General features: G+C 68.3%; 11 protein-coding genes. All 11 read left to right on the top strand.

The genetic code is table 11. The features are described from left to right. Positions 1-23: 23 nt before the first annotated feature. The 11 genes from murG (at position 24) to ileS (ending at position 12,910) form a co-directional block, all read left to right on the top strand. The gene (murG, locus tag ON38_RS08365) at positions 24-1,169 is read left to right on the top strand and encodes an undecaprenyldiphospho-muramoylpentapeptide beta-N-acetylglucosaminyltransferase (RefSeq protein ID WP_051164502.1); all 1,146 of its coding nucleotides are present in this window, start codon (positions 24-26) and stop codon (positions 1,167-1,169) included. Between the two features lie 68 nt (positions 1,170-1,237). Beyond that, entirely contained in the window at positions 1,238-2,677 is a 1,440-nt protein-coding gene (gene murC, locus ON38_RS08370) for a UDP-N-acetylmuramate--L-alanine ligase (protein WP_051164517.1), read from the top strand. Positions 2,678-2,683: 6 nt separating this feature from the next. Continuing rightward, positions 2,684-3,376, top strand: a complete 693-nt coding sequence (locus ON38_RS08375; RefSeq protein ID WP_083872424.1) for a cell division protein FtsQ/DivIB — start codon at positions 2,684-2,686, stop codon at positions 3,374-3,376. Positions 3,377-3,761: 385 nt separating this feature from the next. Next, the gene (gene ftsZ / locus ON38_RS08380) at positions 3,762-5,054 is read left to right on the top strand and encodes a cell division protein FtsZ (protein WP_039823763.1); all 1,293 of its coding nucleotides are present in this window, start codon (positions 3,762-3,764) and stop codon (positions 5,052-5,054) included. Between the two features lie 119 nt (positions 5,055-5,173). Further along, on the top strand, positions 5,174-5,905 hold the full coding sequence (pgeF, locus tag ON38_RS08385) for a peptidoglycan editing factor PgeF (protein WP_039823765.1): 732 nt from the start codon (positions 5,174-5,176) through the stop codon (positions 5,903-5,905). A 139-nt stretch (positions 5,906-6,044) separates the two neighbouring features. Next, entirely contained in the window at positions 6,045-6,896 is an 852-nt protein-coding gene (locus ON38_RS08390; RefSeq protein ID WP_245563969.1) for a YggS family pyridoxal phosphate-dependent enzyme, read from the top strand. A 187-nt stretch (positions 6,897-7,083) separates the two neighbouring features. Beyond that, positions 7,084-7,863 carry a cell division protein SepF gene (locus ON38_RS08395; RefSeq protein ID WP_039823767.1) on the top strand — a complete coding sequence of 260 codons (780 nt, stop codon included), beginning with the start codon at positions 7,084-7,086 and terminating at the stop codon, positions 7,861-7,863. 91 nt (positions 7,864-7,954) lie between these two features. Next, positions 7,955-8,257, top strand: a complete 303-nt coding sequence (locus ON38_RS08400; RefSeq protein WP_030523839.1) for a YggT family protein — start codon at positions 7,955-7,957, stop codon at positions 8,255-8,257. Positions 8,258-8,320: 63 nt separating this feature from the next. Further along, a complete protein-coding gene (wag31, locus tag ON38_RS08405; protein ID WP_039823768.1) occupies positions 8,321-9,157 on the top strand; it encodes a DivIVA-like cell division protein Wag31 in 837 nt (278 codons plus the stop codon). Between the two features lie 56 nt (positions 9,158-9,213). Beyond that, positions 9,214-9,411, top strand: a complete 198-nt coding sequence (locus ON38_RS08410) for a hypothetical protein (protein WP_030523837.1) — start codon at positions 9,214-9,216, stop codon at positions 9,409-9,411. Positions 9,412-9,772: 361 nt separating this feature from the next. Next, positions 9,773-12,910, top strand: coding sequence for an isoleucine--tRNA ligase (gene ileS / locus ON38_RS08415; protein WP_039823769.1), 3,138 nt, complete (start codon positions 9,773-9,775; stop codon positions 12,908-12,910). Positions 12,911-13,109: the final 199 nt, after the last annotated feature.

A 13,109-nucleotide genomic window follows, 5' to 3' on the forward strand; every position in this document is an offset into this window, starting at 1 on the left:
GCACGAGAACGGGGAAGAAACAGGTGAGCGCACCTCAGTCCGCAGGCGAGCACACAGCATCGCGCACGGACGGGATATCGGTGATCGTCGCCGGTGGCGGCACGGCCGGGCATATCGAACCGGCCCTGGCCGTCGCCGACGCGCTGCGGCGGCTCGATCCCGGGATCCGGGTGACCGCGCTCGGCACCGCGCGCGGACTGGAGACGACCCTGGTGCCCGAACGGGGGTATCCGCTCGAGCTGATCCCGCCGGTGCCGTTGCCGCGCAAGCCCAGTGCGGATCTGCTGCGGCTGCCGGGCCGGGTCCGGGCCTCGGTACGGCGTACCCGCGAGATCATCGACGCCGTGGAGGCGGATGTGATCGTCGGGTTCGGCGGTTATGTGGCGCTGCCGGCCTATCTCGCCGCGGGCCGCGGGGCGCTGCGGCGCCGGCGCGCGGTGCCGGTGGTGGTGCACGAGGCCAACGCGAAGGCGGGTATCGCCAACAAGGTCGGCGCGCGGCGCGCGACCCGGGTGCTGGCCGCGGTCCCCGATTCCGGGCTCGATGCCGAGATCGTCGGCATCCCGGTGCGGGCCGCCATCACCTCGCTCGACCGGCCCGGGTTGCGGGCGCAGGCGCGGGAGCATTTCGGGCTGCCCGCGACCGGACCGGTGCTCCTGGTCTTCGGTGGTTCCCAGGGCGCGCGGTCGCTCAACGACGCCATCTCGGGTGCGGCTCCGCAGCTGGCCGCGGCCGGTATCTCGGTCCTGCACGCCCACGGGCCCAAGAACACGCTGGATATCGAATCGGTGGATCCCGCCGCGCCGTATGTGGCGGTGCCGTATCTGTCGCGGATGGATCTGGCCTACGCCGCCGCCGACGCGGTGGTCTGCCGGTCCGGGGCGATGACCGTCGCCGAGGTGTCGGCGGTCGGGCTGCCCGCGGTGTACGTACCGCTGCCGCACGGAAACGGTGAACAGGAACTGAATGCCCGGCCCGTTGTCGCCGCCGGTGGTGGCAGAATCGTTGCCGATGCCGAACTGTCCCCGAAATATGTGATCGACGAGGTGATACCGCTGCTCACGGATCCAGCACGCATAGCCGAGATGGGCCGTGCCGCCGCCGGCGCCGGCCATCGCGATGCCGCCGACGAGGTCGCCCGGATCGTGCTGCGGGCGGCGGGCCGGTGACCGGCGAGCAGGTGACCGCGCCCGAGACCGGTCCCGGCGCGCTGCCGCCGGAGCTGGCCCGGGTGCACATGGTCGGTATCGGCGGCGCCGGGATGTCGGGTATCGCCCGCATCCTGCTCTCGCGCGGCGGCGAGGTCTCCGGGTCGGACGCCAAGGAGAGCCGCGGTGTCCTCGCCCTGCGGGCCCGGGGCGCCCAGGTGCGGATCGGTCACGACGCCGGCGCGCTGGATCTGCTGCCCGGCGGGCCCACGGTGGTGGTGACGACCTACGCGGCCATCCCGAAGACCAACCCCGAACTCGTGGAGGCGCACCGCCGCGAGATCCCCGTGCTGCTGCGGCCGACCGTGCTGGCGGCCCTGATGAGCGGGCATCGCACGCTGCTCGTCTCGGGTACACACGGGAAGACCTCCACCACCTCGATGCTCATCGTCTCCCTGCAGCACTGCGGGCTGGACCCGTCGTTCGCGGTGGGCGGTGAACTCAACGAGGCGGGGACCAACGCGCACCACGGCAGCGGCGATATCTTCGTCGCCGAGGCCGACGAGAGCGACGGGTCGCTGCTGCAGTACGACCCGGATGTCGCGGTGGTCACCAATATCGAGTCCGACCACCTGGATTTCTTCGGTTCCGACGACGCCTACGTGCAGGTGTTCGACGATTTCACCGATCGCCTCGCCGACGGCGGCCTGCTGGTGGTGTGCCTGGACGATCCCGGTGCCCGGGCGCTCGCCGAGCGCACCGGGCAGCGGCTGGCCGATCGCGGCGTGCGGGTGCTCGGGTACGGCACCGGCGAACTGCCCGATGCGCCGGTTCCGGTGGGGGTGCGGCTGCACAGCTGGGAACCGCGTGATGTCGGCGGTATCGCCCAGTTCCAGCTCGCCGACGAACCCGCCCCGCGTACGCTGCGTCTTTCCGTGCCCGGCCGGCATATGGCGCTCAACGCGCTGGCCGCCCTGCTGACCGCGCGGGCCGCCGGCGCCGATGTGGACGAGATCATCCAGGGGCTGGAGGGTTTCGGCGGGGTCCACCGCCGCTTCCAGTTCGTGGGCCGGGAGAACCGGGTGCGGGTCTTCGACGACTACGCCCACCATCCCACCGAGGTCCGGGCGGTGCTCGGGGCCGCCGCCGAACTGGTGGAGCAGGAGGCACGTGACGGCGCGCTGTCGCGCCGGGGCCGGGTGATCGTGGTCTTCCAGCCGCATCTCTACAGCCGCACCGCGACCTTCGCCGCCGAATTCGGCGCCGCCCTGGATCTGGCCGACGAAGTGGTGGTGCTCGACGTCTACGGAGCCCGTGAGGAGCCGTTACCCGGTGTCAACGGCGCGCTGGTCGCCCAGTCGGTGCACAAACCCGTGCACTACCAACCGGATATGTCGCGGGTGGGCCGCCAGGTCGCGGGTCTCGCCCAGCCCGGTGATGTCGTGATCACCATGGGCGCCGGTGATGTCACCATGCTCGGCAGCCAGATCCTGGACGGACTACGCGCGCGTCCGCAGTACGGGCGGTGAGGCGGGGTGCGGGCCGGGACGCGGCGATTCGAGGTGGGCGGATTGCGGCGATTCCGGCTGTGGGCGCTGCCCGCACTCGCGCTGGTGATCACGCTGGCCGCGCTCGCCTGGTTCTCGCCGCTGCTCTCGGTCCGCGAGGTGCGGATCGACGGGGCGGGCGAGATCCCCGAGGAACAGATCCGCGAACTGCTCCAGGTCCCGGCGACCGGTTCGATCCTGCGGATCGACACCGCCGCGATGGCCGCGCGGGTGGCGACGATTCCGAAGGTCCGCAGCGCGCGGGTACAGCGGGTGCTGCCGTCGACGGTGCGGGTACGGATCGAGCCGCGAACCGCGGTGCTGTACTACGATTCTCCCGAGGGCGCGCATCTACTGGACGCCGACGGTATCGAGTATGCGATCGAGCCCGCGCCGATCGGGGTGCCGCAGCTGGTCACCGCCCGGCCGGGCAGCGCCGACGAACTCACCCGGGCCGCGGTCGCCGTGGCTCGCGTGCTACCCCCGGCGCTGGAGGTGCAGGTGGAAACCGTACGCGCGGCGGGCGCGTCGGAGATTTCCCTGACATTGCGCGACGGTCGCACGGTACTGTGGGGCAGCAGCGAGGACGGCGAACGCAAATCGGCGGTGGTACTGCCGCTGCTCACTCAGCCGGGAACCGTGTTCGACGTCTCGAGTCCCAGTCTGGTCACGGTAAAATGATTCCCAGCACTCTTGTTCGGTTCGACCCTGTTCGGTTCGCAACGCCGCCTCGGCTCCGGACGATCACCCGGAGACCGCATGCGGCGGGAGCCGGGGGCGTCCCACGATGTGGGCGCGGGCCGCTGGGCAACCGTTCACGATACGTCGCGTACCGCCCGGGTAGAAGCAAGTTCGCCGAAGAAACTGGTTATCGTCTCGGCGCGCCTGCGAGCGGATCGCGACGGCGGCGAATAGCGTTCCGCACCAGTCGGATACTTGACATAACTCCAACCCTATGGTTGAGGTTCAGGGTTTGCCCGGATCGTGGGCCGCGGATCGTGGTCGCGCGGAACGATATCGGGCATCCGAAAACGACAGACTTTGGATCGAAGGAAGGCGAGAGCTCATGACGCCCCCGCACAACTACCTTGCCGTGATCAAGGTCGTCGGTATCGGCGGCGGCGGCGTGAACGCCGTCAACCGAATGATCGAGCAGGGTCTCAAGGGTGTCGAGTTCATCGCGGTGAACACCGACGCCCAGGCACTGCTGATGAGCGATGCCGACGTGAAGCTCGATGTCGGGCGGGAGCTCACCCGGGGGCTCGGCGCCGGCGCCGACCCCGAGGTAGGTCGTAAGGCCGCCGAGGATCACAAGGACGAGATCGAAGAGGTGCTCAAGGGTGCCGATATGGTCTTCGTGACCGCCGGTGAGGGCGGCGGTACGGGTACCGGCGGCGCGCCCGTCGTGGCGAGTATCGCCCGCAAACTGGGTGCGCTGACCATCGGTGTGGTGACCCGGCCCTTCTCCTTCGAGGGGAAGCGCCGCGGTAATCAGGCCGAGGTCGGTATCAACCTGCTGCGCGAATCCTGCGACACCCTGATCGTCATTCCCAACGATCGGCTGCTGCAGCTGGGCGACGCCGCGGTGAGCCTGATGGACGCCTTCCGTTCGGCCGACGAGGTACTCCTCAACGGTGTGCAGGGCATCACCGACCTGATCACCACCCCGGGTCTGATCAACGTCGACTTCGCCGACGTCAAGAGCGTGATGTCGGGGGCCGGTAGCGCCCTGATGGGTATCGGTTCGTCCAGAGGGGAGGGCAGGTCGGTCAAAGCGGCCGAGGCGGCGATCAATTCACCGCTGCTGGAGGCCTCGATGGACGGTGCGCACGGGGTGCTGCTCTCGATCGCCGGCGGTTCGGATCTGGGCCTGTTCGAGATCAACGAGGCCGCCTCGCTGGTGCAGGAGGCCGCGCATATCGAGGCCAACATCATATTCGGTACGGTCATCGACGATTCGCTCGGCGACGAGGTGCGCGTCACCGTGATCGCCGCGGGATTCGACGGTGGTGGACCCGCGCGCCGGACGTTCGATCCCGCGACCACCCGGGGATCGCTGGGATCCGGGCGCACCGCGGAGATCTCGGCGCAGTCGCGGACCGCCGAACTCGGGCAGTCGCGAACCGCCGAACTCGGTGCGGCCCGTGGGCACGCCGAGGATCCGGCCTCGACCCGCTCGTCGGATCCCGGTTCGGCGGTCGCGCGGGGCCCGGCCCCGAGCTACCGCGATACCGAACGCACCCGTCCGCCGGTCGATCCGACGCTGAGCCACAACAGCCGGTCCCATATCCAGCCGCCGCCGGATCTGCCCGATGATGACGACGACGATGTGGACGTCCCGGACTTCATGCGCCGCTGAACCCGCGTCACCGGTGATGACCCGCCCGCGCCGAGTGCGCGGGCGGTCCGCTGTCCCGGGCGCGCGTGCCGCCGCCGGACCGGGCGGGACCGCCGCGAACTGCCATTAGGCTCGGTGTCATGACTGCGGCACCGGTACTCACTGTTCGACGGGTCGTCACCACGCGCGCGGGAGGTTTCTCCGCGCCGCCCTACGATTCGTTCAACCTCGGCGATCATGTCGGCGACGATCCGGAGGCGGTGCGGCGCAATCGCGCCCGGCTCGCCGAGACGCTCGGGCTGCCCACCGATCATGTGATCTGGATGGAACAGATCCACGGCCGCACGGTCGCGACGGTGGACGGGCCGCGGACCGAACCGTTTCCCGGCACCGACGCCCTGGTGACCACCCGGCCGGGGCTGGCGCTGGTGGTGTTGTCCGCCGATTGTGTACCGCTGCTGTTGTCCGACGACGAGGCGGGGGTCGTGGCCGCGGTGCACGCCGGGCGGGTGGGCGCCCGCATCGGTATCGTGCCGCGGGTGCTGGAGGCCATGGTCGCCGCCGGTGCCCGGATCGATCGGATCGGTGCTCTGCTCGGTCCCGCCGCCAGCGGCCGGCAGTACGAGGTGCCCGCCGAGATGCGGGCCGATGTGGAAGCGCATCTGCCCGGCAGCGCCACCACCACGGTGCGCGGTACTCCCGGACTGGATCTGCGCGCGGGCATCCGGCGGCAGCTCACCGCCGCCGGGGTCGCGGCGGTCGCCGAGGATCCGCGCTGCACGATCGAGGACACCACACTCTTCAGCCACCGCCGGGGCGCGCCGACCGGACGATTGGGCAGTGTCATCTGGATGGAATCGGGTACAGCGTGAAAGGCCGAGCGGTCCGCGGCGCCGCATGCGGCGGTCACGATCGCGCGGCCGGTGCGAAATACCAACTCGCGCATAATGTTCGGAGTACGGCCGAGGCTCGGTCACTGGGAGATGGGAGACCGATGACGGCGCAGAGACCGTGGCGGATCGGCACGCGGAGATGAGCGGCGCCCGCGCCGCGGGCCCCGGCGGGCCCGAATCCACTCGCCCGGTGGTGGATTTCGCCGAAGAGCCGGGCCGGTCTGTCCCGGACAGTGGCGACGCCGGGACCGGGAACGACTCCCGCACCGCGGAACTGGCCGATAATCTCGCGCGGCTGCTCGCACGTATCGATGCAGCGTGCGCGGCTGCCGGTCGTGATCCGGGGGAGGTCCGGCTGCTGCCGGTGACGAAATATTTTCCGGCCTCCGATATCGCCGCGCTCTATCGTCTGGGCCGCCGCGACTTCGGTGAGAACCGTCCACAGGAGGCCGGCGCCAAGGCGGCCGAGGTGAGCGATCCGGGGGTGCGCTGGCATCTCATCGGGCGGTTGCAGCGGAACAAGGCGCGTCAGGTGGTGCGCTGGGCCCACGCGGTGCATTCGGTGGACAGCGAACGCCTGGCGACCGCGCTCGCCGCGGCCGCCGCGGCCGCCCTGGATGCCGGTGAGCGGTCCACTGCGCTGGAGGTGTTGATCCAGGTGAGTCTGGACGCCGACCCGGCGCGCGGCGGGGTGGATCCGGCTGCGCTGCCGGCGCTGGCCGATCGGATCGCCGACGCCCCGGAACTGCGCCTGGCAGGGATTATGGCCATTCCACCGCGGGCCGCCGATCCCGATGTGGAGTTCGCGCGGCTGGCCGAAATCCATGCCCGGCTGCGCACCGGACATCCGGCGGCGACCGAGCTGTCCGCCGGAATGTCCGATGATCTTGAAAGAGCTATTGCCCATGGTTCCACGTGTGTGCGTGTCGGTACCGCTCTGATGGGGAGCCGACCGATAACCTCGGCGTAGCAAACAAACCTCATCAGTCACATTCGACACATATGCTGGGACACGACGAGGGCTGAGCAAGACTTCAACACCCGGCCGCCACCGGGGCCGAAGGAAGGTCGACCAGAATGAGCGAGCGCAGCGAGCGAGTACTCGACGCAGCCACCATCGTGATCATGACGGAGCCGAGCGATAGCGAGGCACCGGCATGAGCACGCTGCACAAGTTCAAGGCGTACTTCGGCATGGTTCCGCTCGAGGATTACGAAGACGACTACGTCGACGATCGCACCCCGCGTGGGGTGGAGGATCGTGGCGGGCGCCGGTCGCGTGACTACTCCGACCGCGCGCCCCGCGACTACGGCGATCGTCCGGACTACGACCGGTACCCCGAGGACCGCTACGACGGTCCCGACTACCGCGACGTGCCGTACAAGTCGTCCTACCAGCCCAGCTACCCCGCGCCGCGCCGTGACGACTACCCGGGCGACGCCTACGACGACGATTACGAGGGACCACGCCGCCCCACCCGGATCGACGCCGCCTCCTCCTCCGGCCGGTACCGCCCGGGCGGTGGCGCCTCGTTGCGCGGCGCGACCAGGGGAGCCCTGGCGGTCGATCCCGATGCCGAGGAGCGGCGGCTGGCCGAACGGGTCCGTCCCGAGCCGGTCGCCGCCCGCCGTCCCGCGATCTTCGAGGACGGAGGTCCCTTGTCCAAGATCACCACGCTGCGTCCGCGTGATTACAGCGAAGCCGCGATCATCGGGGAGCGGTTCCGTGAGGGCAACCCGGTGATCATGGATCTGGTCGACCTGAGCAATGCCGATGCCAAACGCCTGGTCGACTTCGCCGCCGGGCTGGCCTTCGCCCTGCGTGGTTCGTTCGACAAGGTGGCGACCAAGGTGTTCCTGCTCTCCCCGGCCGATGTGGACGTATCGGCCGAGGAGCGGCGCCGGATCGCGGAAACCGGGTTTTACAACCAGAAATAGCGACCGGCTCGCCCGGCCGGGCGCCGACATGGTACGAACAAGATCGGCGCGGGCATTTTGCACCGCGCCGATTTTGCGGCAGAGTGATGGCGTGGCCTTGTTCGCGGTGCTGTACTTCGTACTGTTCATCTTCTGGCTGTTGCTCATCAGCCGGGTGATCGTCGAGTTCATCCGGAGCTTCGCCCGCGACTGGCGTCCCACCGGGGTGGTGGTCGTGATCCTCGAGGTGATCTTCACCATCACCGATCCCCCCGTGAAGCTGCTGCGGCGGCTGATACCACCGGTCTCCCTGGGCGGAATTCGGCTCGATTTATCGATTATGGTTCTGCTGTTCCTGGTCTTCATCCTGATGTCGGTGGTGAGCCGGCTCGGACAGCCGGTAGCTCCGGTGTGACAGAATGGGCCGTGAAGACTTGCCAGAGCCGCTAGATCTGCCAACGCGCGAAGGGATCCTTCCATGCCGCTGACCCCAGCCGATGTGCACAACGTCGCGTTCAGCAAACCGCCTATCGGCAAACGCGGCTACAACGAGGACGAAGTCGATGCCTTCCTGGATCTGGTGGAGCAGGAACTTTCCCGGTTGATCGAGGAGAACGCCGACCTTCGCCAGCGGGTTGCCGAGCTCGACGCCGAATTGGCCGATGCCAAGTCCAGCCGGGGTCCGGGTCTGGGCAAACCGGTGCAGCAGGCCCCGCCTCCGGAACCGATCAAACCCCCGGTCCAGGCACCGCCGTCGGCACCCATCCCGGTGGTCCCGGCCGCTCCGTCGGCCGCCGACGCCGCGGCCGACGCGAATATGCAGGCCGCCAAGGTGCTGAGCCTGGCCCAGGAGATGGCCGATCGGCTCACCAGCGACGCCAAGAGCGAAGCCGAGAATTTGCTGGCGAACGCGCGGGCCAATTCCGAGCGCATGGTCAACGACGCGCGGGTGCGGTCGGACGAGATGATCGCCGATGCGCGGCACAAGTCCGATGCCATGCTCAGCGACGCCCAGACCCGCTCCGACAGCCAGCTGCGCCAGGCCAAGGAGAAGGCCGACGCGCTGCAGGCCGACGCCGAGCGCAAGCACACCGAGATCATGGGGACCATCACCCAGCAGCGCAATGTGCTGGAGAGCCGGATCCAGACCCTGAAAACCTTCGAGCGCGAATACCGGGTGCGGCTCAAGTCGTATCTGGAATCGCAGCTCGAAGAGTTGGAGAACCGTGGTTCGGCGGTGCCGGTCGACGAGGGTGACTCCTTCGATACCGGAGCCAACCAGCTCGCTCCCGCCTCGTTCGGCAAAGGCGAGTAACCGCCCGATACCGCTGGGAGCGCACGGGCGCCCGGCCTGCTGTTCTGGGGGTCATCATGCTTGTCCTGACACTGGCCCTGGCCACGATCGGCCTGGCCCTGCTGATCCTGTCCCTGGCGACGGGATCGGTGATCTGGGCGTGGGGCTGTATCGCGGTGTGTGTTGCCGGCGCTGTGGTGTTGCTGGCGAGCGCGCTGTCGATGCGCGCACCCGATGAGGAACTGCCCCCGCGGGATCAGCACGCGAAGCGCTGACGAGAAAAACGGGCGAGAACCAAAACGTCCTTCCGGGTTGCGAGATGCTGCGGCCCCGCGGGCGGTTGTATAAGTGGTTGACCGTCCTGGTTAGAATCAAACCTGTAAGTCGGCGATGATCCGGCCATCACCGGGGAGCTTTCGGAAGAACGGCGTCGTGCGGCGCCTCCAGGCCGCGCACGCTCAGTAGAACCGAACGGGTGAGCCCGTCACAGCTCGTAACGAGAGGTCCACCCGGTTCGCCGGGGCCGGACAAGCGGGGTGGTACCGCGGTTCCGGCGCACCCGTTGCGCCGCGATCGTCCCCGTGCCGAGATACCGCGCCACAGAGCGCGCCGGGCACGAGGAGATGTGTATCCGCGATGGCGGACGAGAAATCCAGTAGCAGCGCATATCCGCGCGTCGATCTCGGCGGCGGATCCGGTGTGTCCTTCCCCGAGCTGGAGCGGGCCGTGCTGGACGCCTGGGCCGCCGACGGAACCTTCCGCGCCAGTATCGACAACCGGGCCGGCGCCGAGGAGTTCGTCTTCTACGACGGACCCCCGTTTGCCAACGGTCTGCCGCATTACGGTCATTTGCTGACCGGCTACGTCAAAGATGTCATCCCCCGCTTCCAGACCATGCGCGGTAAGCGGGTCGAGCGCCGTTTCGGATGGGATACGCACGGGCTGCCCGCGGAAATCGAAGCGGAAAAGCAGCTCGGTATCACGGACAAATCACAGATCGACTCGATGGGGCTCGCGGAATTCAATGCCGCGTGCAAGTCGTCGGTGCTCCGCTATACCGGGGAATGGCGCGATTATGTGACCCGGCAGGCCCGCTGGGTCGACTTCGACAACGACTACAAGACACTCGATCTCGACTTCATGGAGTCGGTGATGTGGGCGTTCAAGTCGCTCTACGACAAGGGCCTGATCTACCAGGGTTTCCGGGTGCTGCCCTACAGCTGGTACGAGCAGACGCCGCTGTCGAACCAGGAGGCCAAACTCGACGACGCCTACCGGATGCGCCAGGACCCGGCGGTGACGGTGGATATGGTGCTCACGGTCGGCGAGGATCATCCGCTGCGTGAACTGGACGGCGCCAATGCGCTCATCTGGACCACCACCCCGTGGACACTGCCGTCCAACCTCGCCGTCGCGGTCCATCCGGACCTCCGCTATGTGCAGGTGCGCGGCGCGGACGGTAAACGCTATGTCCTCGCGGCCGAGCGGGTCGGCCACTATGCGCGGGAACTCGGCGAGCAGCCCGAGGTACTCGGGGAGTACGACGGTGCCGCGCTGGTCGATCTGCGCTATACGCCGCCGTTCGACTTCTTCGCCGGACATCCGAATGCGCACCGGGTGCTCTCGGCCGACTATGTCACCACCGATTCCGGTACCGGCATCGTGCACATGGCGCCCGCCTTCGGTGAAGAAGATATGGACGTCTGCAGCGCGAACGGTATCGAGCTGGTGCAGCCGCTCGACCCCGGCGGCAAGTTCACCTCCATGGTGCCGCCGTACGAGGGCCTCATGGTGTTCGACGCCAATCCGGTGATCATCAAGGATCTCAAGGCCGCCGGAAAACTGCTGCGGCAGGAAACCGTCGATCACTCCTATCCGCACAGCTGGCGTTCCGGTCAGCCGCTGATCTATATGGCCGTGCCCTCGTGGTTCGTGGCGGTGACGCAGTTCCGCGAGCGAATGGTCGAGCTGAACAAGCAGATCAGCTGGGTACCCGAGCACATCCGTGACGGGCAGTTCGGCAAATGGCTCGAGAACGCGCGCGATTGGAACATCAGCCGGAATCGGTACTGGGGCAGCCCGATCCCGGTGTGGATGTCCGACGATCCCACGTATCCGCGGATCGATGTCTACGGTTCGCTCGACGAACTCGAACGCGATTTCGGGGTGCGGCCCACGGATCTGCACCGTCCCGCCATCGATGAGCTGACCCGGCCCAACCCGGACGACCCGACCGGGCAGTCCACCATGCGCCGGGTGCCGGAGGTACTGGACTGCTGGTTCGAATCGGGGTCCATGCCGTACGCGCAGGTCCATTTCCCGTTCGAGAACAAGGAGTGGTTCGACTCCCACTTCCCCGGCGATTTCATCGTCGAGTACAACGGGCAGACCCGCGGCTGGTTCTACAACCTGCACGTCCTGTCCACGGCCTTGTTCGACAGTCCGGCGTTCAAGAATGTGGTCGCGCACGGCATCGTGCTCGGCGACGACGGGCTCAAGATGAGCAAGTCCAAGCGCAACTATCCCGATGTGAACGAAGTGTTCGACCGGGACGGCTCCGACGCGATGCGCTGGTTCCTGATGAGTTCGCCCATCCTGCGGGGCGGCAACCTCATCGTCACCGAGCGCGGTATCCGCGAAGGCGTGAGTCATGCGCTGCGGCCGCTGTGGAACGCCTGGACCTTCCTGCAGTTGTATGCCGCCGAACCCGGAGTGTGGCGGACGGATTCACCCAATGCGCTGGATCGCTACATCCTGGCGAAGCTGGCGCAGACCCGCGATGTGATGACCACGGCGCTGGAGGAGTTCGATATCGCCGGTGCCTGCGAGGAACTGCGCATGTTCGCCGACGCGCTGACGAACTGGTATGTGCGCCGGTCGCGTTCCCGGTTCTGGGCCGAGGACCGCGACGCCGTCGACACCCTGCACACGGTGCTCGAGGTGGTGACGCGGCTGGCGGCTCCGCTGCTGCCGCTGGTCACCGAGGTCGTCTGGCGGGGGCTCACCGGTGGGCGCTCGGTGCACCTGACGGACTGGCCGGCCGCCGATACGTTCCCGCACGATCCGGAGCTGGTCGCCGCGATGGACGAGGCGCGCAGCGTGTGTTCGACCGTGCTGAGCCTGCGCAAGGCACAGAAACTGCGGGTCCGGCTGCCGTTGGCGGAGGTGACGATCGCCGCTTCCGACGCGGAACGGCTTGCCCCCTACGCCGATATCATCGCCGACGAGGTGAATGTCAAGAAGGTGGACCTGACCACCGATGTCGCCGCGCACGGCCGTTTCGAGCTGGCGGTCAACGCGCGTGCCGCCGGACCCCGCCTGGGCAAGGATGTGCAGCGGGTGATCAAGGCGGTCAAGGCGGGTGACTGGTCGGAGACCGCCGACGGTGTGGTCAGTGCGGCGGGAATCGAACTGCTGCCCGAGGAGTACACCCAGCGGCTGGTGGCGGCCGAACCGGAATCGACCGCCGCCCTGCCCGGTAACGCGGGCCTGGTGGTACTGGACTCGGTGGTCACCGAGGAACTGGAGGCCGAGGGCTGGGCCCGCGATGTGATCCGGGATCTGCAGGAGACCCGGAAATCGCTCGGCCTCGACGTCTCCGACCGCATCACGGCCACGCTGGAGGTGCCGGACGATCGGCGGGAATGGGCGCGTACCCATCGCGAGTTGATCGCGGGGGAGATCCTGGCGCTCAAGCTGGACTTCGGACCGGCCGGACCGGATGCCGCGGAGCTCACCGGCGGAGTGCGGGCCCGGCTCGTCAAAGCGGTCTGAGTGCGTCGCCGCCGGCCGGATCACCGGTCCGGCCGGCGGCGTGCCACCCGGCCGTTCGGCGGTGGAACGGCAGGGAGCGCCGCCGCACCCGGAGCGGGTTCTCGCTGTATTTCCCGGTAGGGCACCAAGGTTCGATGACTCAGGTGTAGGCCGCGTCCCAGCGGTTCCCGAAGGTGGGCTGTCCGGCTGAGCGGTGGCG

Origin of the sequence: Nocardia testacea NBRC 100365 (assembly GCF_000308775.1) — a bacterium.
Classification (GTDB): Bacteria; Actinomycetota; Actinomycetes; order Mycobacteriales; family Mycobacteriaceae; genus Nocardia; species Nocardia testacea.